General features: G+C 56.1%; 21 protein-coding genes. 7 read left to right on the forward strand and 14 right to left on the reverse strand.

Going from position 1 to position 22,364, the window contains the following annotated elements; genetic code table 11:
• Window positions 1-4 precede the first annotated feature (4 nt).
• The 3 genes from HMPREF0201_RS05810 to HMPREF0201_RS05820 are packed head-to-tail and all read left to right on the forward strand — an operon-like array spanning window position 5 to window position 3,866.
• Window positions 5-1,309 (forward strand): four-carbon acid sugar kinase family protein, encoded by a 1,305-nt coding sequence (locus HMPREF0201_RS05810; protein ID WP_039898032.1) that lies wholly within the window; start codon window positions 5-7, stop codon window positions 1,307-1,309.
• Window positions 1,310-1,327: 18 nt separating this feature from the next.
• Complete coding sequence (pdxA, locus tag HMPREF0201_RS05815) at window positions 1,328-2,323, forward strand: 4-hydroxythreonine-4-phosphate dehydrogenase PdxA (protein WP_016535572.1); 996 nt, start codon at window positions 1,328-1,330, stop codon at window positions 2,321-2,323.
• Window positions 2,324-2,369: 46 nt separating this feature from the next.
• Window positions 2,370-3,866 carry a GntP family permease gene (locus HMPREF0201_RS05820; protein ID WP_016535573.1) on the forward strand — a complete coding sequence of 499 codons (1,497 nt, stop codon included), beginning with the start codon at window positions 2,370-2,372 and terminating at the stop codon, window positions 3,864-3,866.
• Between the two features lie 46 nt (window positions 3,867-3,912).
• Here HMPREF0201_RS05820 and artM read toward each other — a convergent pair whose 3' ends face one another.
• The 5 genes from artM to HMPREF0201_RS05845 all read right to left on the reverse strand — a co-directional run bounded on the left by artM (window position 3,913) and on the right by HMPREF0201_RS05845 (window position 7,538).
• Window positions 3,913-4,581: an arginine ABC transporter permease ArtM gene (gene artM / locus HMPREF0201_RS05825; protein WP_016535574.1), complete on the reverse strand. Its 669-nt coding sequence runs from the start codon at window positions 4,579-4,581 to the stop codon at window positions 3,913-3,915.
• Window positions 4,581-5,297: an arginine ABC transporter permease ArtQ gene (gene artQ, locus HMPREF0201_RS05830; protein WP_039898033.1), complete on the reverse strand. Its 717-nt coding sequence runs from the start codon at window positions 5,295-5,297 to the stop codon at window positions 4,581-4,583. The genes artM and artQ overlap by 1 nt, the downstream gene beginning before the upstream one ends.
• An 8-nt stretch (window positions 5,298-5,305) precedes the next feature.
• On the reverse strand, window positions 5,306-6,037 hold the full coding sequence (gene artJ / locus HMPREF0201_RS05835; protein WP_039898034.1) for an arginine ABC transporter substrate-binding protein: 732 nt from the start codon (window positions 6,035-6,037) through the stop codon (window positions 5,306-5,308).
• Window positions 6,038-6,057: 20 nt separating this feature from the next.
• Entirely contained in the window at window positions 6,058-6,786 is a 729-nt protein-coding gene (gene artP, locus HMPREF0201_RS05840; protein WP_016535577.1) for an arginine ABC transporter ATP-binding protein ArtP, read from the reverse strand.
• Window positions 6,787-7,013: 227 nt separating this feature from the next.
• Entirely contained in the window at window positions 7,014-7,538 is a 525-nt protein-coding gene (locus HMPREF0201_RS05845) for a lipoprotein (RefSeq protein WP_016535578.1), read from the reverse strand.
• A 109-nt stretch (window positions 7,539-7,647) separates the two neighbouring features.
• On the opposite strand from HMPREF0201_RS05845, the gene HMPREF0201_RS05850 reads away from it, so the two are divergent.
• Window positions 7,648-7,971: a heavy metal-binding domain-containing protein gene (locus HMPREF0201_RS05850; protein WP_016535579.1), complete on the forward strand. Its 324-nt coding sequence runs from the start codon at window positions 7,648-7,650 to the stop codon at window positions 7,969-7,971.
• Window positions 7,968-8,798, forward strand: a complete 831-nt coding sequence (locus HMPREF0201_RS05855) for an N-acetylmuramoyl-L-alanine amidase (RefSeq protein WP_016535580.1) — start codon at window positions 7,968-7,970, stop codon at window positions 8,796-8,798. The genes HMPREF0201_RS05850 and HMPREF0201_RS05855 overlap by 4 nt, the downstream gene beginning before the upstream one ends.
• Here HMPREF0201_RS05855 and HMPREF0201_RS05860 read toward each other — a convergent pair.
• The 4 genes from HMPREF0201_RS05860 to poxB all read right to left on the reverse strand — a co-directional run bounded on the left by HMPREF0201_RS05860 (window position 8,795) and on the right by poxB (window position 14,153).
• Window positions 8,795-9,805: an NAD-dependent epimerase/dehydratase family protein gene (locus HMPREF0201_RS05860; RefSeq protein ID WP_039899162.1), complete on the reverse strand. Its 1,011-nt coding sequence runs from the start codon at window positions 9,803-9,805 to the stop codon at window positions 8,795-8,797. The genes HMPREF0201_RS05855 and HMPREF0201_RS05860 overlap by 4 nt on opposite strands.
• 95 nt (window positions 9,806-9,900) lie before the next feature.
• Complete coding sequence (locus HMPREF0201_RS05865) at window positions 9,901-11,346, reverse strand: SDR family oxidoreductase (RefSeq protein ID WP_016535582.1); 1,446 nt, start codon at window positions 11,344-11,346, stop codon at window positions 9,901-9,903.
• A gap of 16 nt (window positions 11,347-11,362) precedes the next feature.
• Window positions 11,363-12,364: a low-specificity L-threonine aldolase gene (gene ltaE, locus HMPREF0201_RS05870; RefSeq protein WP_039898035.1), complete on the reverse strand. Its 1,002-nt coding sequence runs from the start codon at window positions 12,362-12,364 to the stop codon at window positions 11,363-11,365.
• Between the two features lie 67 nt (window positions 12,365-12,431).
• The gene (gene poxB, locus HMPREF0201_RS05875; protein WP_016535584.1) at window positions 12,432-14,153 is read right to left on the reverse strand and encodes a ubiquinone-dependent pyruvate dehydrogenase; all 1,722 of its coding nucleotides are present in this window, start codon (window positions 14,151-14,153) and stop codon (window positions 12,432-12,434) included.
• A 150-nt stretch (window positions 14,154-14,303) separates the two neighbouring features.
• Here poxB and HMPREF0201_RS05880 point away from each other — a divergent pair, with 150 nt between their 5' ends.
• Window positions 14,304-14,738 carry a DoxX family protein gene (locus HMPREF0201_RS05880; protein WP_016535585.1) on the forward strand — a complete coding sequence of 145 codons (435 nt, stop codon included), beginning with the start codon at window positions 14,304-14,306 and terminating at the stop codon, window positions 14,736-14,738.
• A gap of 37 nt (window positions 14,739-14,775) precedes the next feature.
• Here HMPREF0201_RS05880 and hcr read toward each other — a convergent pair whose 3' ends face one another.
• From hcr to aqpZ, 4 genes are all read right to left on the reverse strand, one after another.
• Window positions 14,776-15,744 (reverse strand): NADH oxidoreductase, encoded by a 969-nt coding sequence (gene hcr / locus HMPREF0201_RS05885; protein WP_039898036.1) that lies wholly within the window; start codon window positions 15,742-15,744, stop codon window positions 14,776-14,778.
• 9 nt (window positions 15,745-15,753) lie between these two features.
• The gene (gene hcp / locus HMPREF0201_RS05890) at window positions 15,754-17,406 is read right to left on the reverse strand and encodes a hydroxylamine reductase (protein WP_016535587.1); all 1,653 of its coding nucleotides are present in this window, start codon (window positions 17,404-17,406) and stop codon (window positions 15,754-15,756) included.
• A 141-nt stretch (window positions 17,407-17,547) separates the two neighbouring features.
• Window positions 17,548-18,447: a LysO family transporter gene (locus tag HMPREF0201_RS05895; protein ID WP_016535588.1), complete on the reverse strand. Its 900-nt coding sequence runs from the start codon at window positions 18,445-18,447 to the stop codon at window positions 17,548-17,550.
• 145 nt (window positions 18,448-18,592) lie between these two features.
• Window positions 18,593-19,288, reverse strand: coding sequence for an aquaporin Z (aqpZ, locus tag HMPREF0201_RS05900; protein WP_016535590.1), 696 nt, complete (start codon window positions 19,286-19,288; stop codon window positions 18,593-18,595).
• A gap of 397 nt (window positions 19,289-19,685) precedes the next feature.
• Here aqpZ and HMPREF0201_RS05905 point away from each other — a divergent pair, with 397 nt between their 5' ends.
• On the forward strand, window positions 19,686-21,341 hold the full coding sequence (locus HMPREF0201_RS05905) for an ATP-dependent endonuclease (RefSeq protein ID WP_039898038.1): 1,656 nt from the start codon (window positions 19,686-19,688) through the stop codon (window positions 21,339-21,341).
• Window positions 21,342-21,363: 22 nt separating this feature from the next.
• Here the strand turns inward: HMPREF0201_RS05905 and HMPREF0201_RS05910 are convergent, their stop codons facing one another.
• Window positions 21,364-22,311 (reverse strand): VirK/YbjX family protein, encoded by a 948-nt coding sequence (locus HMPREF0201_RS05910; RefSeq protein ID WP_016535595.1) that lies wholly within the window; start codon window positions 22,309-22,311, stop codon window positions 21,364-21,366.
• Between the last annotated feature and the right edge of the window lie 53 nt (window positions 22,312-22,364).

Below are 22,364 nucleotides of genomic sequence, written 5' to 3' on the forward strand. Positions count from 1 at the left end.
CACTGTGAAAGTTGCAATAATAGCGGACGATTTAACCGGCGCGAATGCCACCGCCGCGCTGCTGAGCGCCAGGGGGTTCACAACCATGACCTGCCTGGACACTCACGACGAAAAAGAAGCGCACTTTGACGTCATTTCGTTTTCCACCGACTCGCGCTCGGTTGCCGCCGCGGAAGCCTACCGCCGGGTTGCGGAGCGGATTGCCGGAATCAATCCCGAGCATACCTTAATCAGCAAGCGTATTGATTCAACCCTGCGCGGCAATATGGGAGCAGAGGTGGACGCGGTTATCGATAGCTTCCCGCATCTGATGGCCGTGGTGGTCCCCGTTTACCCGTCCAGCGGGCGTATTTGCGTAGGCGGTTCTCTGCTGGTGGATGGCATACCGCTGCAAAATACCGCCATGCGTAACGACCCAAAGAATCCAATGGTGGAATCTTCTGTGGTGGAGCTGTTCCGCCAGCAGACCAATAAAAACGTCGGCTATATCTGTTTGCGTGATGTGCTAAGCGGGGAAAATAATCTCAGTAAAAAACTCAGGGAGCTGTATCGCAACAACGTGCGAATTGTGGTTATTGACGCGACAACCGGAGACGATATTCTGCAAATCGCCCTGGCGGTGCAGAAAGCAAAACTGCCCTGTTTCTGTGTGGACCCTGGCGTCTTCACCGCCCAGCTGGCATGGATACGATTTTCTGCAGGCCAAAGAAGAACCAATAAAATTTTATTAGCCATCGGCAGCGTTTCAGACTTAACCCAGCGGCAAATAAAAAAGCTGCGCTATGAGCGTGAGGTCTATATTGAAACGCTTTCACCCGAGCGTTTAATAGATATTTCGCTATTGCCGGAAAGTGCTGCTCCGTTGGTTGAAAGTCTTATTGATAAAACGCGCACCTTTGACGTTGTGGGAATCGACTCTGTTGAGGCACCCGAGCATATTTGCTCGCTGGATGGGCTTGCCAGAAAATATGAAGTCGATAATCACGAAGTCAGCTGCATGATTAATCGTGGGATGGCCGAAGTGGTGGCTCAGGTTTTAATCAAAGAAAAATCACCGATTAGCGGCCTGTACGGCAGCGGCGGTGATGTCATGGTCAGCATTACCAAGCGCTTAAAAGGGCGTGGCGTAGTATTAAAAGATGAAGTTGAGCCTCTTACCGTCTACGGAAAATTAGTCGGCGGCCTGTCCGATGGCCTTCCCCTTATTACTAAAGGCGGCTTTGTAGGTAATGACGATACGCTGGTTCACTGCGTCGATTATTTAGTGACAAAAGTTTCAGGGAAAACGGAAGTCACAGAAGCTGTTTAAATATAAAAGGAGTTAATCATGAAACCGTTGGTTGTTATTCCAATGGGGGATGCTGCTGGCATCGGCCCAGAAATTACCGTTAAAACGCTGGCCTCAGAGGAGGCGAGAAAATATTCAAGAATGCTCGTTATCGGCAATAAAGCGGTACTGGAAGAGGCCGCAAAATTTTCTGGCGTACCGATATCAATTAATGCCATTGCCGGTGTTAACGACTATCTCGACGAGCCGGGGATAATGAATGTTATCGAGGTTGGCGAATTGGATCTGGCATTACTCAAGCCGGGTGAAATTCAGGGGCAATGCGGCAGGGCGGCATATGAGTGCATTGAAAAAGCGGCCAGTATGGCGCTGAGTGGGGAAGCCGATGCGGTGGCCACCACGCCAATAAACAAAGAGTCGCTTAAGGCGGGAGAGGTCAATTTTATCGGCCATACAGAGATTTTTGCCCACCTTACCGGCGCTCACGACCCGTTGACGCTTTTCCAGGTTCGCACGCTGCGGGTTTTCTTCCTGAGCCGCCACCTTTCTTTGGTTAAAGCCATCCAGAGCCTGACGCCTGAAAAAGTGTGTGATTACGCCGTGCGCTGCACGCGGGCATTGCAGCAGCTCGGCGTGCCTGAGCCAAGGCTGGTGGTGGCCGCAATAAACCCTCACGGCGGGGAGCACGGCCTGTTTGGCCACGAAGATGATGAAATCCTTCTCCCGGGCATTGAGCTGGCGCGCACGAAGGGCGTGATGATTGAGGGGCCAAAATCTGCCGACAGCGTGTTCCATTTTGCTTTGCAGGGCGCATGGGACGCGGTGCTTTCGCCGTATCACGACCAGGGGCACATCGCCACCAAAATGGTGGATTTTCACCGCACCATTTCAATCACCGGCGGTATGCCAATTCTGCGGACTTCGGTTGACCACGGTACAGCAAACGATATTGCCGGTAAGGGAATTGCCGACCCCGTTAGCCTGATTGAGGCCGTCAGGCTGGCCGCACTTTATGCCCCCGGGTACAAAAAATAATAGCGAGCGGCGGGCGTAACGGCTCGCCGCCTTAAGCGAGGTGAGTATGTCTGATAATCCAGTAACAACCGCGTCGGCGGGAATAAGCCCCAGGCTGAAGGGGCTGTTGGTACTTTGTATCGGCTTAGTGATTTTTAATCTTGGCGGCACCGGCGAGGCGGAGTTAAACAGCTTCCGCGTCATCGGCGGCCTGCTGGTAGCCATCGCCGCACTGCTTTTCATGATCCTCAAAACGCGCATTCCGGCTTTTCCGGCGCTTATTATTGCGGCGGTTATCACCGGCTCATTGGGTGGCATGAAAAGTGAATTGATGATTGCCTCCATCACCAAAGGCTTCGGCGGGACGCTGGGCAACATCGGGATAGTTATCGGCTTTGGCGTGATGATGGGCTCGTTGCTTCAGATGAGCGGTGCATCAAAGCGCATGGCGCTTTCCTTCATCAACCTGTTGGGCAAGGGGCGTGAAGAGCTGGCGCTGGTGATGATCGGCCTGATTGTTTCCATGGCGGTATTTTGTGATTCCGCATTTATCGTCCTGGTGCCGCTGGTGAAGGCCATCTCGCGCTCAACCGGGAAATCGGTGGTGGGACTGGGAGCGACGTTAGCCGCCGGGCTGGTGATTAGCCATAGCATGATCCCGCCCGCGGTGGGGCCATTTGGCGTGGTATCGCAATTCAATATGCCTATCGGCAGCTTTATGCTGTGGAGCATGGTGGTGGCCGTTCCGGTGGCTATCGCTGGCTTCTTATATACCCGGCATCTGGGAAAAACCATTTTCCTGATGCCAACCGAAGACGGCAGCGGCTTTACCCGTGAGCGCCCGCAGGCAGGAGCCGAAACTACCCAGCAGGAGGAGGATCTGCCGGGGAAAGCTATCTCTTTTGCCCCGCTGTTAGTGCCGATCGTACTGATCCTGCTGGCGACCTTCCTGAAAGAATTTGGCTATCTCGCGAACGGCGGCGACTCCTGGCAGCACTCTGTAGCGCAGATGTTTGTCGCCGTTGGTCATCCGGTCACGGCGGTGGGGGCGGGTCTGTTGATTGCGATTATTGGCCTCGGCAGCCGCTATGATCGCAAAGAAGTGACCCTGAATATGGAAAATGCGATTCGCTCGGCGGGGATCATTTTCCTGGTGATTGGCGGCGGGGGAGCGCTTGGCATGGTGCTGCGTGATTCTGGCGCGGGGAATATGATTGCCGAATACATCATCCAGATTGGCGTGCCGGGCGTGCTTCTGCCGCTGGCGATCTCTACGCTGGTGCGTTTAATTCAGGGTTCCGGCACGGTAGCGATGATTACCGCCGCGAGTATTACTGCGCCCATGATTGGAACCTTAGGCGTTGACCCGATTATCGCCGGGCTGGGCTGTACGGTTGGCTCGTTTATGTTCTCCTACTTTAACGACGCCTACTTCTGGGTCGTTAACCGCTCGCTTGGAGTGACGGAGGTTCAGGAGCAAATTAAGGTATGGAGCATTACTTCGACGGTTCTCTGGGCGACCGGAGTTGTTACGCTGCTGCTGATTAATGCGCTGTTTTTCTAAGCGGAGTTGAGATTAAAAAGGGAACCCGTTGGGGTTCCCTTTTTGCTTAGCTGCGGCGTTCAAACGCCAGCGCCCTGCGCTCAACGAAGCGCATCAGCAGCGTCAGAAGTCCGTTAACAATCAGGTATACCAGACCGGCAGCGCCAAATACCGCCACGTCGTAGGTGCGCCCGTACAGCAGCTGGCCGTAGCCCATCACTTCCATCAGCGTGATGGTGTAAGCCAGAGAGGTGCTTTTGAATACCAGCACCACTTCGTTGGAATAAGACGAGAGAGCGCGCTTAAAGGCGTAAGGCAGCAAAATTGCCAGCTGGTCTTTCTTGCTCATCCCCAATGCGCTGCACGACTGCCACTGACCTTCCGGAATGGCTCGAATAGCACCGTAAAACAGCTGCGTTGTATAAGCGGCGCTGTTAAGCGACAGGGCAATTAAAGCGCACAGCCAGGGTTCGGAAAGCAGGTGCCACAGCACCGGATAGTGCTGGAGCGACGGGAACTGACCCGGGCCGTAGTAAATCAGGAAGATCTGCACCAGCAGCGGGGTGCCGGTAAATAGCGTGATGTAGACCCGCACGATGTGTACCAGCCCCGGCGTTTTCAGCGTCAGAACGATGGTGAACAGCAGCGACAGCAGCAGGGCAACCGCAATGGAGGCGGCGGTCAGCGTCAGGCTGGTGTGCAGACCCTTCATCAGCTCCGGTAAATACTCGAGCATCAGCCTGGTCTCCGTTCAAAGCGCGTCGCACGCAGGTCTATCCTTTTCAGGATGTACTGGCTCAGCAGGGTGATAACGAGGTATATAGCGGCGGCAATCACGTACCAGGTAAACGGCTCCTGGGTACGGGTGGCGATGCTTTTGGTTTGCAGCATCAGGTCGTTAACGCTGATAAGCGAAACCAGCGCGGTATCTTTTAACAACACCAGCCACTGGTTACCCAGCCCCGGCAGCGCGTGGCGCCACATCTGCGGCATCACCAGGCGGAAGAAGATCGCCGTTTTTGACAGCCCAAGCGCCTGGCCGGACTCCCATTGCCCCACCGGCACGGCTTTTAGCGCACCGCGCAGCGTTTGCGAAGCGTAGGCCGAATAAAGCAGGGAGAGGGCAATTACGCCGCACAGGAACGGGCTGACGTCGAAGTTCTCAATCTGCATTTGTACCGGGAACGAGGCAAAGCCAAGGTTAACGGTAAAGCCGTCCGAAAGGGTGAGCAGCAGCTGGGAAGAGCCGAAATAGATAAACAGCACCACCAGAATTTCCGGCAGGCCGCGGAACAGCATCACCAGCGCCGAACCCGCCCATGCGACCGGGCGCCATTTGGCGGACTCCCAAACGGCAAACAGCATCGCCAGAACCAGGCCGACTATCAGGGCGCAAACGGCAAGGCCGACGGTCATCCCGGCGGCGCTTGCTAATGGAAACAATTCGTTCATCGAGTCGATTACTTCTGGAACCATTTGTCGTAGATGGCTTTGTAGGTGCCATCTTGTTTCACTTTATCCAGCGCGGCGTTGAATTTGCTTTGCAGGTCAGTGTTGCCCTGGCGCAGAGCGATGCCCAGGCCGGTGCCGAAGTAGTCTTTATCGGTCACTTTGTCGCCGACGGCGGTCAGCTCAGGGCTGGCTTTCAGCCACTCGGTCACTACAGCGGTGTCGCCGAATACCGCATCAATACGACCATTTTGCAGATCCAGTTTCGCGTTCTGGTAGCTGTCGTAAGGCACGGTGGTGATTTCCGGGTGTTTATCGGTGATGTATTTCTGGTGAGTGGTGCCGTTCTGGATGCCCACTTTTTTGCCTTTCAGCGCGCTAATGTCGGCGAATTTGCCTTTCTGGCCAACGAACAGCGCCGAGTTATCGTAGTAAGGCTTAGTGAACAGAACCTGCTTTTCACGCTCAGGGGTGATATCCATCCCGGCCATAACCGCATCAACGCGGCGGAACTTCAGGCTTGGGATCAGGCTGTCAAACGCCTGGTTGGTGAAGGTACAGGTGGCGTCGATCTGTTTGCACAGAGCGTTAGCCAGGTCGACGTCAAAGCCGACGATTTTGTTGTTGGCATCGATAGACTCAAACGGAGGGTAAGAGGCTTCGGTAGCAAAACGAATAGTCTGTGCGGCAGTAGCTGAAAGACTCAGGGTGGCTAAAAGCGTGGCCAGAAGAACTTTTTTCATTGTCGTTTTCCCGTTCAACATCAGTGTGAGAGATAGAATTTAAACGCATCGGTTTGCGGGTTGGCAAAGCAACTCGCATCACCTTGTTCGATGATATGGCCATTTTCCATATACACCACGCGGCTGGCGGTTTTACGCGCCACTTCCACTTCGTGGGTCACAATGACCTGAGTAATGTTGGTTTCCGCCAGCTCGCGAATAATGCTGACAATCTGGGCGGTAATTTCCGGGTCCAGCGCGGCCGTTGGCTCGTCGAACAGCAGGATCTGCGGTTCCATCATTAGCGCACGGGCGATGGCGACGCGCTGCTGCTGCCCGCCGGACAGGTGCAGCGGGTAGCGATCCATATACGGCTTCAGGCGCAGGCGCTCAAGCAGCTTATCGGCACGCTCACGCGCCTTGTCTTTGCTTAAGCCCAGAACGCGGCAGGGAGCTTCGATCAGGTTTTGCAGCACGGTGAGGTGCGGCCAGAGATTGTACTGCTGGAAGACCATGCCGACATTCTGACGCAGTTCGCGAATGGCTTTGTCGCCAGGCGTTCTGGAGAAGTCGAATTCATTGCCCGCAATGCTGAGCTTGCCGGAGCGCGGCATCTCCAGCAGGTTGAGTACGCGCAGCAGAGAGCTTTTGCCTGCACCGCTTGGGCCAAGCAACACCAGCGTCTCGCCCTGCGGGCAATTTAGTGTGATGTCGAACAGCGCCTGGTGGGCACCGTAGAAGCAATTAATGCCGTTTAGTTGAATACTCATGCGATGCAGTTGAATAGCGATTGAGGCCGCAAAGGTTACCTTTAACAGAATAGTTATGCAATCTTTGTGCGTTAAAACTTAAAAAGAACTGCTTTTGTGGTTTAAAAATAGCACAAAATCGCGGGGCGGGTGGTAGCTAAGTATAAACGTCGGCATTCTGAAATAATGCCAGATTATTTACAGGGGTTATGTTTTTTCCACCCGCCATCCGTAAGCGAAAATTGCCGTTATTGGCCTTCGATTGCCTGGCGCAGGCTGCCTGTCGGCGCATGGCTTGTCGCGCCGAGATAGCGCACATCATCCACCGTCCAGCACTGCCCTTCGCGAGTCATCAGAACTTCATCTTTCCAGGTCTGGCTACCGCGGGTCAGCTCTACGCGCAGCGGAATATTGCGGGCGTCGGTATTGGGGATCGTTGAAGCCGAGGCGACGCTGGCCTTGTCCGGTCCCTCAGACTGGCTGGAGAAGATGTCGCTGCGGGCGAAGGCGCTTTGCGCCGTGGACGAGGTGCTGGCTTTTTGTAACTGCTGGAACAGCGAGTCGCTGAGGTAAGGGCGCAGTGCGGCGACCGAACTCAGGCCTTCGCCTTTATGCGCGATACGGTAGTCGTAGAACTGCTGAGCGACCTCATCAGGCCCGCCATTTATGCAGGGGCCGCTGCGGGTGCCGATGTCTTTAAAGGCCGGGGTGACGGTGGTACATGCCGAGAGCACCAGGGCACAGGGGAGAAGAAGCAAAGCTGAGCTGCGCATTTTTATTTCCTTATTTTCTCAGGAGGACTACCTTAGCATAGCGTATTGGCTCAAAATCGCGTGGCGATTGCCGGTCTAACACATTGATGGCAAAGAAGAGGAGAACGTGATGCAGTTTACAACGACGCCGGGCCTGGAAGGCCAAACCATTACCGAATACTGCGGCGTGGTGACCGGGGAAGCGATTCTCGGGGCCAACATTTTCCGCGATTTTTTTGCCGGGGTGCGCGACATCGTGGGCGGCCGCTCCGGCGCGTACGAGAAAGAGCTGCGCAAGGCTCGTGATATCGCGTTTCGTGAAATCCAGCAGCAGGCCGAAAGCCTGGGCGCTAACGCAGTTGTTGGCATTGATATTGATTATGAAACCGTGGGCAAGGACGGCAGCATGCTGATGGTCTGCGTCAGCGGAACGGCGGTGAAAACGCAAAAATGAAAGCAAGGATTTTAGCGCTCGGCCTGGCGCTGCTGCTGGCAGGTTGTGCAGGCCAACAAGGAATTGTCGATCACGGCAGCTATAAAGTTGATACCCGCCATCAGGCGCAGGCGGCTTACCCGCGGGTGAAAATACTGGTGATTCACTACACGGCGGACGATTTCCCGGGGTCGCTCTCCACGCTCACCGACCGCAACGTCAGCTCTCATTATCTCATTCCTGCTAACCCACCTCTGTCCGGCGGCAAGCCCGTTATTTGGCAACTGGTGCCTGAAGAACAACTGGCCTGGCACGCGGGAATAAGCTTCTGGCGCGGTGCAACGCGCATCAACGATACGTCGGTTGGCATCGAACTTGAGAATCAGGGCTACACCCGGGAAGGGGCGGTTCAGCGATTTTATCCTTTTAACCCGCCGCAAATTGCCGTGCTGGAGTCTCTGGCTCAGCAGATTATTGCCCGCTATAACATTGCCCCGCAAAACGTGGTGGCCCACGGGGATATTGCTCCCCAGCGTAAGGTTGACCCCGGCCCGCTATTTCCGTGGCAGCAGCTGGCCGAAAAAGGTATTGGTGCCTGGCCGGATGCGGCTCGTGTAGCTTTTTATCTCAACGGGCGTAGCCCGTATCAGCCGGTGGAGAAAGCGAACCTGCTGGATTTGCTGTCTCGTTATGGTTACCAGGTGACGCCGGGAATGAGCGAGGAGGAGCAAAAGCGGGTGATTGTTGCCTTCCAGATGCACTTCCGCCCGGCCAACTATAGCGGCGAGGCGGATGCACAAAGCCAGGCGATTGCCGAGGCGCTGCTCGAGAAATACGGGCAGGCTTAACCGCGGTGCAGCGTGCCGTGGTCTTTTAGCCACAGCGCGGTGCGCCGGATCCCCTCATCCAGCGTGATGATAGGCTGGTAGCCCAGCTCCGTTTCCGCGCGGGTGGTGTCCAGGGTTAAATCGAAGTTCAGCTTGGAGACGCCGTAGTGGGTGAGCGCCGGCTCTTTGGCTGACTTATTGCCGAAGTGCTCAAGGCTGCGGGCGATAATATCCAGCATCGGGTAGGGCACCGAGCGAATGCGGCATTTGATGCCCAGCTCGTCTATCAGCTTCTGGACGATGGTGCGCAGCGGGCGAGCTTCCATATTTGTGATGTTATATGCGCGCCCGGAAGGCAGGTCGCCCTTCTGGGTGGCCAGCCACATCGCATGTACCGCGTTTTCCAGGTAAGTCATATCTACCAGCGCATCGCCGCCGCGCGGCAGCAGCACGCTACCGTAATGGCGCATCATCTGCACCAATCGCGGGAAGAACACTTTATCGTGCGGGCCGAACAGGCTTTGCGGGCGCAGAATGGTAAAGCGCGTGTTGGGGTTAGCCTGCGCCAGCAGCTGAATGACCTCTTCGCTGGCGGCCTTGCTGCGGGCAAATTCATTAGCAAAGCGTACCGGGCGAAAATCTTCTTTGATGTTGCGGTGATGGTGGTAGTCAAAGTAGAGCGACGGCGACGAGATATGAATAAAGTCGCGTACGCCCCAGGCCACGGCCCATTCGCCCAGGCGGCGGGTTGCGCGCACGTTGGCGAGGTCAAAGGCCTGCTGCGTGCCCCACGGTGAGGTAAAGCTTGAGCAGTGCCAGAGCGTGTCGACATCCGCAAGCATCACTTTTGCCTGCGAGGAGACCAGCTCCGTCAGATCGGCATGAACAAACTCGGCGCCCATTTTTTGCAGCAGTTTGCCCATGGCTTCGTTACGCCCGGTTGCCCGCACGCTGACGCCTCTGGCGCGTAAGTATTCGACCGCGTTTCGGCCTAAACCGCTGGTTGCGCCCGTGACCAGTACCTTCATGTCGACCAACTCGTTATATTTAAGATTAACGCTGCGCATTTTTCCGTGAAACGGCGGCGCATGCAATGGGAAGACTGAAAGATTCGGAGCTAACCTTACCTTTTGATCGAGTTTTGTTCCGCTAAATGAACAATTCGCCGCGCCATGCCCTTAAAGATAAACAGATGGGCGGGGATCATCACCAGCCAGTAGAGCAAACCGGCGCAGCCGTGCGGGTGCCACCAGGCCCTGACGTCTAGCTTGCGCTGGTTGCCGTCATCCTGCAGCGTAAAGGAAAGTCGGCCCAGCCCCGGCGCTTTCATACCAAATAATAGCGTAAGCTCTTTTTCAGGCTCGGCAATAATCACTTTCCAGCTATCCACGCTGTCGCCCACCTCAAGCAACGGTCTGTCCGGGCGGCCTTTTGCCAGCTTATGGCCGACGGCGAGATCCATAAGCGCGCGGGTTTTCCACAGCGCATTGCCAAAGAAGTACCCCTCTTTGCCGCCTAACTGATTAATAACCTGCCATAACTCACGGGCGCTGGCGTGGGTGGTCAGCGTGCAGCCAGCCTGTTTAGCGAAGAAACCATAGTCGGGCCGCCAGCGGGCAAAAGCCTGGGCGTCGTAGCCCCAGTCCTGAGAGTTGGCGAGCTTGTGCTCGTTAGCCAGCGTCAGGCGCACGGCATCGTCAAAGTCGATAAGCCGCTGGGGGATAAGCTCGCGCAGGCTGCGGTCGTCCGCCAGCAGGTCGTGCTCAAGGCCCTGAATCAGCGCCCTGGCAATACCCGGCGGCACGGAGGTGATGACGTTCAAAAACCAGACCGAAATCCAGCTGGTGGGCAGAGGAATCGGGATAAGCGGGCGACGGCGGCCGCTGACGGCCATAAAGCGCTCGAACTGCCGTTGATAGCTGAGCACTTCCGGACCTGCCGCCTCGAATAAGCGATGTTCGGTTGCCGGGTGGTCCAGCAGCGCCACAAGGTAATAAAGCAGGTTATCAAGCGCGATGGGCGAGGTTCTGGAACGCACCCAGCGCGGCGGCGTGAGCACCGGCAGGTTGTAAACCATGTCGCGCATCACTTCAAACGCGGCTGAACCCGCGCCGACGATTATCCCCGCCCGCAGCTCGGTTACCGGTACGCCGGAATCACGCAGGATATCAGCGGTAATTTGCCGGGCCAGCAGGTGTTTTGAATGCGTATCTCCACTCTTCGCCTGAAGCGAGCTGAGGAAAATAATTTGTTTAACCGGATGTTCGGTTAGCGCATCCCGCAGATTGAGCGCCGCCTGGCGTTCGAACTCTACAAAATCGCCGCCGTCTCCCATGCTGTGGATCAGGTAATAAAGCGTATCCACGCCTTCCAGCAGCGCGCCCAGCCGGTGCGGCCAGCGTAAATCAATGTGGCGGCATTCTACGCCGGGCCACGGCTGTTTCTTCAGCCAGTCAATGCGGCGGGCAGCGGCGGTAACGTGATGCCCATCCGCTACCAGCATAGGCACCAGATGCTGGCCAATATAGCCGCTGGCGCCAAGTACCAAAATCCTTTGAGGTTCAGCCATCGTCCCTGACTCCCGGTTAATTCTGGAGGAATGCGCGCCAGTGGGCGACAACTTCGGCCAGCTGGCTGCGGCTAACGTCCAGATGCGTCACCAGGCGAGTGGCAGGGCCAGCGCTAATGATGACGCCGCGCTCGCGCATATAAGGGCCAAGATCTTCGGCTTCTTCTGCCGTCATGCGAACAAACACCATATTGGTGTCCTGGCGCATGACGTCTACGCCGATTTCACGCAGTTCACCCGCCAGCCAGTGGGCGTTATCGTGATCTTCCTTCAGACGTTCAACATTGTTTTTCAGAGCATACAGCCCGGCAGCCGCCAGAATGCCAGCCTGACGCATACCGCCGCCGGTCATCTTACGCCAGCGCACGGCACGCTTGATGTAATCTTTGCTGCCGACCAGCAGGGAGCCTACCGGCGTGCCGAGGCCTTTTGACAGGCAGATAGTGAAGCTGTCGCAGTAGCGGGTAATCTCTTCCAGCTGGCAGCCGTAAGAAACGACGGCGTTAAAGATACGTGCGCCGTCAACGTGCAGCGCCAGATTGTGCTTGCGGGTGAACTCCCAGGCCTGCTGGAGATATTCACGCGGCAGCACTTTGCCGTTATGGGTGTTTTCGAGGCTGAACAATTTGGTACGGGCGAAGTGAATATCGTCCGGTTTGATCTTCGCCGCGACTTTATCAAGCGGCAGAGTGCCGTCGCGATCTGCTTCGATAGGCTGAGGCTGAATGCTGCCGAGAACTGCCGCGCCGCCCGCTTCGTAAAGGTAGTTATGCGCGGCCTGGCCAACGATGTACTCTTCGCCGCGTTCGCAGTGACTCAGTAACGCCACCAGATTTGCCTGGGTACCGGTCGGTAAGAACAACGCCGCTTCTTTACCGCTGATTTTGGCCGCGTATTCCTGAAGTTCGTTAACGGTTGGGTCATCGCCGTAAACATCATCCCCGGTCGGGGCGGCAATCATTTGCTCCAGCATTTCGCGGGAAGGACGGGTAACGGTATCGCTGCGTAAATCGATCATGGCGGGTCCTTATTCGGGAGGAAGCGCCCGGAGCTTCTTTGCCGGGCGCTGATGGCAACCTTCTGTTTTACCGGAACCAGTTGGTTTTCGCCAGTTCGATAACTTCGTCGCCCCTCCCGCTGATGATGGCACGCAGCATGTACAGGCTGAACCCTTTGGCCTGTTCAAGTTTGATTTGCGGGGGAATGGCCAGCTCTTCTTTCGCCACCACAACGTCAACCAGTACCGGGCCGTCGGTACTGAAAGCCTGTTCCAGCGCCGAATTCAGATCTTCCGGTTTTTCAACGCGAATGCCGGTAATGCCGCAGGCTTCGGCGATGCGGGCAAAGTTGGTGTCCTGTAGTTCGGTGCCGTCGGTAAGGTAGCCTCCGGCTTTCATCTCCATCGCGACAAAGCCGAGCACGCTATTGTTAAACACCACGATTTTGATCGGGAGCTTCATTTGTGCCACGGACAGGAAGTCGCCCATCAGCATGCTGAAGCCGCCGTCGCCGCACATCGCCACTACCTGGCGGTCCGGCGCGGTGGCTTTAGCGCCCAGCGCCTGCGGCATAGCGTTAGCCATTGAACCGTGGTTGAACGAGCCGAGCAGGCGGCGCTTGCCGTTCATCTTCAGGTAGCGTGCCGCCCAGACGGTAGGCGTGCCTACGTCGCAGGTGAAAATGGCATCGTCCGCCGCATAATGGCTGATTTGCTGTGCCAGATATTGAGGGTGAATCTGCTTGCCTTCGCTCGGTTTAGCCAGCTCGTCCAGCCCTTCGCGAGCCTTGCGGTAATCCTCCAGCGCTTTGTCGAGGAAGCCGCGGTCGGTTTTTTCTTCCAGCAGCGGCAATAGAGCGCCAAGCGTGGCTTTGATATCGCCCACCAGCGCCATATCCACCTTACTGTGCGCCCCGATGCTGCCGGGATTGATATCGATCTGGATGATTTTGGCATCCGTTGGGTAGAACGCCCGGTAAGGGAACTGGGTGCCGAGCAGGACTAGCGTATCGGCGTTCATCATGGTGTGGAAGCCGGAAGAGAAACCGATTAGCCCGGTCATGCCGACATCGTAAGGGTTGTCGTACTCAACGTGCTCCTTGCCGCGCAGGGCGTGAACAATGGGAGCTTTTAGCGTGGCGGCCAGCTGTAACAGCTCTTCGTGCGCCCCGGCGCAGCCGCTACCGCACATCAGGGCGATATTGCTGTTGTAGCGCAGCAACTGAGCCAGTTTTTTCAACTCATCGTGATGCGGGACGACAACCGGCTGCGGAGCCGGATACCAATTTGTGGTAGCGGTTTCCGGGGCGAGCTTGAGCGCCACATCCCCCGGCAGCACGACCACGGAGACGCCGCGGTTGAGCACGGCTTTACGCATGGCAATCGCCAGCACCTGCGGAATTTGCTCCGGGGAGGAGACCAGCTCGCAGTAGTGGCTGCATTCGCGGAACAGCTCTTCGGGGTGGGTTTCCTGGAAATAGCCGCTGCCGATTTCGCTGGAGGGAATATGTGCCGCAATAGCCAGCACCGGCACGCGGTTGCGGTGGCAGTCATAAAGCCCGTTAATCAGGTGCAGGTTGCCCGGCCCGCAGGAGCCAGCGCAGACCGCCAGTTCGCCGGTAAGGTGCGCTTCGGCCCCGGCGGCAAAGGCGGCGACTTCTTCATGCCGCGTCGGCATCCATTTTATGGTGCCCATACGGTTAAGGCTGTCGCTGAGCCCGTTAAGCGAGTCCCCGGTGACGCCCCAAATACGTTTGACGCCCGCGCTCTCAAGAGTTTTGGCCAGCCAGGCCGCTACGGTTAGTTTCATCGGTTTTCCTTGTCCAGGGTGATAGCGCTTACAAGCTTAGTTCAAATCCCGGTAAGGGCCGGTAAAACCCTGCCAGAAACTGGGGCTATTTGTTACCGAATATTAAGTGTAAATTATTCTCGTTATCATTTTAAAAGGGTGGCAATTCATATGGTTACTAAATTGTTAAATGCAGTGAATGGCGCGCTAAATAAAGACGATCTGGGAAAATTATTGCTGCGCCTGGCGGTAGGTGGGCTGATGCTGTTCCACGGCCTGCACAAGCTATTTGGCGGCGTGGGCGGGATTAAAGGCATGTTGGCCTCGCACGGCGTGCCGGAATTTGTTGCTTATGGCGTGCTGCTGGGAGAAGTTCTTGCGCCGCTGTTTATCATCCTGGGGATCCTGACGCGGCTGTCTGCGCTCGGTCTGGCCTGTACGATGATTGTTGCCTGGCTGCTGGTGGGCGTGGGTGAAACCTTTATGCTGGATAAAACCGGCGCCTGGGGTATTGAAAGCCTGATGTACTTCTTCCTCGGGGCGCTGGCGATTGCCTTCTGCGGGGCGGGGCGCTATTCGCTGGCCGGGAAGTCAGCCTGGCGGTAGGGGAAAAAGAGGCGCTCCTTTGAGCGCCTCAGTTATTTTAGGCCAGAACCAAATCGCCCTGCGGCTGGCAGGAGCAGGCCAGCACGTAGCCGTCGGCAATCTCCTCTTCGGTTAAGGTCATGGTGCTGGTGACGCTATAGTCGCCGGAAATAACCTTCGTTTTACAGCAGCCGCAGACGCCAGCGCGGCAGGCGGCATTCACCGGTACGCTGTTGCTTTCCAGCGCAGTCAGCAGCGTGCTGCCCACCGGCGCGTAAAATTCACGCATTGGCTGGAGTGTCGTAAATTTCAGGCCGCTTTGCGCCGGAGCGGAGGCTGGCGTGAAGAATTTCTCCTGGTAAAACGCCGTAACGCCAAGCTGCTTCACCTCGCGTTCAACCAGCTCCATATAAGGCGCCGGGCCGCAGGTCATGACGGTGCGTGCGGCAATATCCGGCACGGCAGCCAGAAGCTCGCGGCTCAATCTCCCGGAGATAAATCCGTGAGCGGCGTTGGTCTCGGCTACCAGCGTGACCGGATAGTTACGCCATTCGTCAGCAAAAATTACGTCCTGAGGCGAGCGTACATTGTAAATCACCTGTACATCCGCCTGCGGACGATGTTTCGCCAGCCAGCGTCGTATTGCCATAATCGGGGTTACGCCGCAGCCCGCCGCCATCAGGAGATAGCTATCGGCGGCGATATTTTCGCAGCTAAATTCCCCCTGCGCTTCGGAAAGCCACAGATAGTCACCGGCTTTTACTTCTCCGGTCAGCCACTGCGAACCCGCGCCGCTCTCGATGCGGCGCACCGTCAGGGTGATGAATTCACTCAGGCCCGGCGTGGAAGAGAGCGTGTAAGCCCTCAACGTTTCGCTGCCGTTGCGAACGCTTACCAGGGCGTACTGTCCGGCTTTGTAAGGATAAAAGTCGTGATTAATCAGCGACAACGTCCAGACGTCCTGCGTCTCCTGGTGAATATGGTGTACCTGCATGCGGTAAGGACAAAGCGGCGTTGGCATGGTCATAGCAGTTCCTCAGGCGCTCATTAACTGTTGGATATCTTGCTCAACGGTGGTGATGGCGCGCAGGCCAAATTTCTCGTTAAGCACCGCCAGCAGGTTTGGCGTGAGGAAGCCCGGCGCGGTTGGACCGGTCACAATATTGGTCACGCCAAGAGACAGCAGGGTCAGCAGAATAACGATCGCTTTTTGCTCGAACCAGGAAAGTACCAGGCTGAGCGGCAGGTCGTTGACGCCGCAGCCCAGTTTCTCTGCGAGAGTCACAGCCAGAATGATTGCCGAGTAGGCGTCGTTGCACTGGCCTGCATCGACCAGGCGCGGCAGGCCTTCAATGTTGCCGAAGTCCAGCTTGTTAAAGCGGTACTTGCCGCAGGCGAGGGTGAGGATCAGGCAGTCCTGCGGCACGCTGGTGGCGAAGTCGGTGAAATAGTTACGTTCCCCGCGCGCGCCGTCGCAGCCGCCCACCAGGAAAATGTGGCGCAGTTTTTCGCGGCTCACCAGATCGATGAGCGTGTCGGCCGCGCCCAGCAGGGTCTGACGGCCAAAGCCGACGGTTATCAGATGTTCGATTTCGCTATACGGGAAGCCAGCCATCTGCTGAGCCTGGGTAATCACCGGGCCGAAGTTATCTCCTTCGAGGTGGCTGACGCCCGGCCAGCCGACGATGCTGCGGGTCCAGATACGGTCGTCATAAGCGCCGACGGTTGGGTCGATGATGCAGTTGGAGGTCATCACGATTGGGCCAGGGAAGCGGGCGAATTCGCTTTGCTGATTCTGCCAGCCGCTGCCGTAGTTGCCGACCAGATGTTTAAATTTACGCAGTTCCGGGTAGCCGTGCGCGGGCAACATTTCACCGTGGGTATAGACGTTGACGCCTGTGCCTTCCGTTTGCTCCAGCAGGTTGTAGAGGTCTTTGAGGTCGTGGCCGGAAATCAGAATACACTTGCCTGCCACCGGGCGCACGTTGACCTGAGTCGGCGTTGGGTGGCCGTATTTGTCGGTTTCGCCGCGATCCAGGATGCTCATCACTTTGAAGTTCATCTGGCCGATTTCCATCGAGCACTCCAGCAGAGCCCCCATATCCGCAGGCCAGGTACCGAGCCAGGCCATAATTTTGTGATATTCAGCATAGATTTCGTTGTTGTACTGGCCGAGGACGTGCGCGTGCTCCATGTAGGCGGCGGCACCTTTCATGCCGTACAGGCACAGCAGACGCAGGCCCAGAATATCTTCCCCGATGGCGGCTTTGTCGCGGTTTGGGGTGAATTCAGCCGCCTGGCGTTGCAGGTCGCCGAGATCGCTGCTGACCAACTGAAGGTCGGCCATTGGGTTGGCAACGGTTGCCGCCGGGTCAACGGCTAAGGTGCGGCTTTTGAGGCTTTCGCGCATGGCAATGGCGTCGCGCGCGTAGCCGACGATGCGAGCGGAGTCGAAGTTAACGTTGGTCAGCGTGGAGAAGAAAGCGCGAGGGGCGAAGTTATCAATATCATGATCGATAATTCCGCGTTCACGAGCGGCAACCGCCCAGGCGGAAAGCCCCTGCAAAGTGGCGATCAGCAGATCCTGCAGATCTGAAGTCTGAGCCGTTTTGCCGCAGACGCCCTGAGCGTAAGCGCAGCCGTCGCCCGCCGGGGTACGGATAGTTTGTTCGCATTGCACACAAAACATAATCACACCTTAAAGTTATATTTAGAATACATGTTTAAGGTTAGAGCGAGCTTTATAAGCTGAAAAGGACTTTTTGGCGCAACTTAAAAGGAGCTTGATGTAGCTCAATTTTGGCGGTAGCGGACTACCGCCAATGAGGTATCACGAGGCGAAGAAGGCAATAAGTAGCGGAGTGAGCAGGCTAAGAATAAAGCCGTGAACGATGGCGGCAGGAACAATTTCGACGCCGCCGCTGCGCTGTAAAACCGGCAGCGTAAAGTCCATAGAAGTGGCTCCGCACAGGCCAAGCGCCGTCGAGCGGCTGCGGCGTACCAGACCCGGGATCAGCATTATTGCCAGCAACTCTCGCACCAGATCGTTAAAGAAGGTGGCGCTGCCGATAACCGGCCCGTAAGACTCGGTCATCAGGATGCCCGAAAGAGAATACCAGCCGAAGCCGGAGGCCATCGCCAGCCCGGTTTTGATCGGCAGGCCGAGGATCAGGGCGTTAATCGCGCCGCCAACCAGCGAGCTGAGCACCACCACAATAGCAACAATCATCCCGCGCCGGTTGAGAACGATTTGCTTAAAGGTCATGCCGCTGTTTCTGAGCTGGATACCCACCAACAGCAGAAGGAAGATGAGCGTGTATTCGCTGGCTTCGGTGGCGTATTTAAGCAGTTCGAACCCGGTCAGACCCAGCAGAAAACCCAGCGCTACCACGCCGCACAGCTGCAAGGACTCCAGCGCCATTGCGAGGCGAGAAGGTAATTTTTCCTGCTTATGCTGGTGGTGCCACGGCAGCGAGCGCTCAAGCAGCAGCAGCCCGGCGGCGTTACACAGCAGAATGACCACCACGCTGATTGCCGAATAGTGCAGAATAGTCAACAGGTTGCTCGCCAGGTTATCGAGAAAAGCGAGGCTGATGCCCATAAAAAACAGGATCACATAAACAATCCAGCTGAGCAGGCGGTTGATAAGCCTTAACAGGCTGGTTTGTTTGAGCGGAATGAGGTAACCGACGATCAGCGGCACCAGGATAATTAATAATCCCGAAAACATGAGGGCGACAATCCTTGCAGGTAAAATGTAACGGCGAATGTCACACTACCGAAAGAAATGAAGCGAGTAAAGGTGAAGAAAAAGAGGGGGTTGGCGAAGCAGCAGGGAAAATATCAGGCTCGCCTGAGCGAGCCTGAATAAAACGTTAGCTACGTTTTTCCAGCAGGGTGCGGTAAATAACCCCGCCGAGGATCCCACCGATAATTGGCATGACCCAGAATAGCCACAGCTGATCCAGCGCCCATCCGCCCTGGAAAATAGCCACGGCGGTGCTACGAGCCGGGTTAACGGAGGTATTAGTTACCGGAATGCTAATCAGGTGGATTAAAGTCAGCGCCAGGCCAATAGCAATTGGCGCAAAGCCCGGAGCGGCAAATTTGTCGGTCGCACCGTGAATGACAATTAAGAAGCCGCAGGTTAATACGATTTCAATAACAATTGCCGACAGCATGGAGAAACCGCCAGGTGAATGCTCGCCGTAGCCGTTAGAAGCAAAACCGCTCGCCGCTGCATCGAAACCAGCTTTACCGCTGGCGATTAAATAAAGCACACCCGCAGCAACAATACCGCCGATTACCTGAGCAATGATGTAGCCAATAACGTCTTTGGCCGGGAAGCGGCCGCCGGCCCACAGGCCGAGAGTGACTGCCGGGTTAAAATGGCCGCCAGAGATATGGCCAACCGCAAATGCCATAGTGAGAACGGTTAAACCGAAGGCCAGCGCAACGCCGGCAAAACCAATCCCTAATTCCGGGAATGCTGCCGCTAATACTGCGCTACCGCAGCCACCAAATACCAGCCAAAACGTTCCGAAGAACTCGGCCGCTAATTTTCTGAACATAACCACCTCTGCTAAAAATCCACGAATAATCTGCGTTAGTGCAGTTACCGCTAATTCACCGTCATTAAGTGAATGACGAAAGTAATATTAAATGCGCGCTAATATTAGGTATTTCGTCAATTCGCCACCAGCACAATAAATTCAATTAATTTGATTTAGGGCAATGAGGTGTTATTCCTTTTATGAGGGTGGGTGTCAGAAGTATAGATTATCTTTGAATGAAGTAAGAATAATCCTGATAAGGAAAATAAATTCCCGTGAAGAAAGAAACAGCCTGCGGCCAGGTCCGGCAGTTTAGCGTTGTAACGCTTTGACATTGTGCGGTTACATTGGCATCGCGCTTGCCGCTATACTCGGAAAGAACGATGGAATTTAAGCTGCTGGCACAGGAGGGAATATGTTTCTCGAGCGGGTAGAGATTGTTGGCTTTCGCGGTATTAACCGGCTGTCGTTAATGCTTGAGCAAAACAACGTGCTGATTGGCGAGAATGCCTGGGGTAAGTCGAGCCTGCTGGATGCTCTGACGCTGCTGCTTTCCCCACATCGCGAGCTGTATCATTTTGTACGTGAAGACTTTTATTTTCCGCCCGGAGATATGCACGGCCGCGAGAGCCATCTGCATATCATCCTTACTTTCCGCGAGGCGGCTTCCGGCCACCATTTAGGGCGACGCTATCGCAACCTTGCTCCCGTTTGGGTTGCTGGCAATGACGGGTTCCACCGTATCCATTATCGCCTTGAGGGCGAGCTGGGTGAAGAGAATACCGTGCTGACGCTGCGTAGCTTCCTCAATGCAAACGGTCAGCCGCTGGAGCTGGAACAAATCGACGACCTGGCGCTGCATATCACCCGGCTTAACCCGGTATTGCGGCTGCGGGATGCCCGCTTTATGCGGCGTTTGCGTAACGGCAGCATGCCCGAAATGCCGGAAACGGAGCTGACGGCGCGGCAGCTGGATTTCCTCGCCCGCGAGCTGGTGTCGCGCCCTCAAAACCTTACTGATTCCCAGCTGCGCCAGGGGCTTTCCGCGATGGTGCAGTTGCTGGAGCATTATTTCTCCGAGCAGGGCGCCGTTGCCCATCAGCGGCTCATTCGGCGACGCTCCCACGACGAGCAAAGGAGCTGGCGCTATCTCGACGTGATTAACCGTATGATCGACAAGCCCGGCAGCCGCTCGCACCGGATGATTCTGTTGGGGATGTTTTCTACTCTATTGCAGGCGAAGGGGAGCGTGGCGCTGGATCGTGATGCCAGGCCGCTGCTGCTGGTGGAAGATCCTGAAACGCGCCTGCACCCGATTATGCTGTCGGTGGCCTGGCATCTGCTGAATTTGCTGCCGCTGCAAAAAATCACCACCACCAATTCAGGCGAATTGCTTTCTCTTACGCCGGTAGAGCAGGTTTGCCGCCTGGTGCGCGAGTCCTCTAAAGTCGCTGCGTGGCGGCTTGGACCGGGAGGCATGAGCGCCGAAGACGGCCGACGCATTGCGTTTCATATCCGCTTTAACCGGGCTTCTTCGCTATTTGCCCGCTGCTGGCTGCTGGTTGAAGGAGAAACGGAAGTCTGGGTGATGAACGAGCTGGCACGTCAGTGCGGGCACCATTTTGATGCCGAAGGGGTGAAGGTGATTGAATTTGCCCAGTCGGGGCTGAAGCCGCTGATCAAATTTGCCCGCCGCATGGGAATCGAGTGGCATGTGCTGGTGGACGGCGACGAAGCGGGTAAAAAATATGCCGCGACGGTGCGAGGGATACTGGACAACGACCGCGACCAGGAGCGGGATCATCTTACCGCGCTACCGGCGCTGGATATGGAGCACTTTATGTACCGTCAGGGCTTTTCCGATGTTTTTCATCGCGTAGCGCAATTGCCCGAAAACGTGCCAATGAACCTGCGCCGGGTGATAACCAAAGCGATTCATCGTTCGTCGAAACCGGATCTGGCCATTGAGGTTGCTATGGAGGCCGGGCGCAGAGGCGTGGATGCTGTGCCGCCCCTGCTGAGAAAAATGTTTTCCCGGGTACTTTGGCTGGCTCGCGGCCGGGCGGATTAACATCCCGGCCTGCTGAGCTGGTTTAGAAGTGAGAGTTGATGCTGCTCATCATGCCGTCCAGCAGCTCGTAGCGGCGGCGGTATTCCGCACGTTTTTTACTCGCAATGTCTTCCAGCGGCTTACGTTCCACTTTAGACGGCAGGGCAAACAGGCCGTCAGGGCGGAGTTCGCCGCTCATAGACAGCCAGAAACTGTCATAGTCGGCGTGTAAGCTGTCTTTTTTCTTTTTCTCATAGCGCCATGAGCGATAGATATGGGTGCTGTTACTCACCGCCAGGAGGCGCTCTGCATCGAGAAGTTTGGCCAGCTCGCAGGCAACTTCGAGCAGCATGCGTTTTGGGAACAGGCCGTGGCAGGCCTTGGTAGCGGCCTGAATGGCTTCGTGCGGAACCCAGGGCTTTGCCCCCTGCAGGCAGCCGATGAACAGCGTGTTTTTGCCTTCGAACTGGTTAAGGGTGAAGGTCATTCGCGCCAGCGGAACCCCGTCTTCATTACAGAAGTTGAGGAAAGACTCGCCTTCCTTGCCTTCCAGGTCATGGGAACTGAGATCGACAAACATCAGCTCGTTGTTTTTACCTACCAGAGTTGCCAGGCGATATCCTTCTGTCGAGAAGTGGCCGTTAAGCAATTTTTTCGGCATCTTCTCGTTAATTTTCTGGTAGTGGTAACCGATAGTATCGCGCGTATCCTTGCGGTTAAGGGGCAGCGCAATGTAGGGGCGATGCAGGCGGCAAGGCAGACCCTGCTGGGCTTTCAGCATGCTGGCCAGATGCGGCTGGCGGGCGAGGGTATTCATCAGGCTGATGGTATGCAGTGGCATCACCAGCGAGCGTAAAATAAACTTGCGGCGATAAGCCTTTTTGCCCCAGGATGCACCCGGCTGCCACTCTCCCGTTGCTAACGAAAGGAAGAGTTTCCAGCCAGTCTGTGGCAGGGTTTCGGTGACATGAGCGGCAGCAATCTGGGACATAATAAAAACCTGAATTCAACTAAGATGGCGTTATTTCACCACGTCGGATGTCA

The sequence above is a fragment of the Cedecea davisae DSM 4568 genome, from assembly GCF_000412335.2.
Taxonomy (GTDB): Bacteria; Pseudomonadota; Gammaproteobacteria; order Enterobacterales; family Enterobacteriaceae; genus Cedecea; species Cedecea davisae.

Coding starts and splice junctions, on each gene's coding strand:
- HMPREF0201_RS05850 (WP_016535579.1), top strand. CDS start 7,648: ATGCAGTTTACAACGACGCCGGGCCTGGAAGGCCAAACCATTACCGAA.
- HMPREF0201_RS05860 (WP_039899162.1), bottom strand. CDS start 9,805: ATGAAGGTACTGGTCACGGGCGCAACCAGCGGTTTAGGCCGAAACGCG.
- artQ (WP_039898033.1), bottom strand. CDS start 5,297: ATGAACGAATTGTTTCCATTAGCAAGCGCCGCCGGGATGACCGTCGGC.
- HMPREF0201_RS05855 (WP_016535580.1), top strand. CDS start 7,968: ATGAAAGCAAGGATTTTAGCGCTCGGCCTGGCGCTGCTGCTGGCAGGT.
- artP (WP_016535577.1), bottom strand. CDS start 6,786: ATGAGTATTCAACTAAACGGCATTAATTGCTTCTACGGTGCCCACCAG.
- artM (WP_016535574.1), bottom strand. CDS start 4,581: ATGCTCGAGTATTTACCGGAGCTGATGAAGGGTCTGCACACCAGCCTG.
- HMPREF0201_RS05910 (WP_016535595.1), bottom strand. CDS start 22,311: ATGTCCCAGATTGCTGCCGCTCATGTCACCGAAACCCTGCCACAGACT.
- hcp (WP_016535587.1), bottom strand. CDS start 17,406: ATGTTTTGTGTGCAATGCGAACAAACTATCCGTACCCCGGCGGGCGAC.
- ltaE (WP_039898035.1), bottom strand. CDS start 12,364: ATGATCGATTTACGCAGCGATACCGTTACCCGTCCTTCCCGCGAAATG.
- aqpZ (WP_016535590.1), bottom strand. CDS start 19,288: ATGTTCAGAAAATTAGCGGCCGAGTTCTTCGGAACGTTTTGGCTGGTA.
- HMPREF0201_RS05820 (WP_016535573.1), top strand. CDS start 2,370: ATGTCTGATAATCCAGTAACAACCGCGTCGGCGGGAATAAGCCCCAGG.
- pdxA (WP_016535572.1), top strand. CDS start 1,328: ATGAAACCGTTGGTTGTTATTCCAATGGGGGATGCTGCTGGCATCGGC.
- artJ (WP_039898034.1), bottom strand. CDS start 6,037: ATGAAAAAAGTTCTTCTGGCCACGCTTTTAGCCACCCTGAGTCTTTCA.
- hcr (WP_039898036.1), bottom strand. CDS start 15,744: ATGACCATGCCAACGCCGCTTTGTCCTTACCGCATGCAGGTACACCAT.
- HMPREF0201_RS05880 (WP_016535585.1), top strand. CDS start 14,304: ATGGTTACTAAATTGTTAAATGCAGTGAATGGCGCGCTAAATAAAGAC.
- HMPREF0201_RS05895 (WP_016535588.1), bottom strand. CDS start 18,447: ATGTTTTCGGGATTATTAATTATCCTGGTGCCGCTGATCGTCGGTTAC.
- HMPREF0201_RS05905 (WP_039898038.1), top strand. CDS start 19,686: ATGTTTCTCGAGCGGGTAGAGATTGTTGGCTTTCGCGGTATTAACCGG.
- poxB (WP_016535584.1), bottom strand. CDS start 14,153: ATGAAACTAACCGTAGCGGCCTGGCTGGCCAAAACTCTTGAGAGCGCG.
- HMPREF0201_RS05845 (WP_016535578.1), bottom strand. CDS start 7,538: ATGCGCAGCTCAGCTTTGCTTCTTCTCCCCTGTGCCCTGGTGCTCTCG.
- HMPREF0201_RS05865 (WP_016535582.1), bottom strand. CDS start 11,346: ATGGCTGAACCTCAAAGGATTTTGGTACTTGGCGCCAGCGGCTATATT.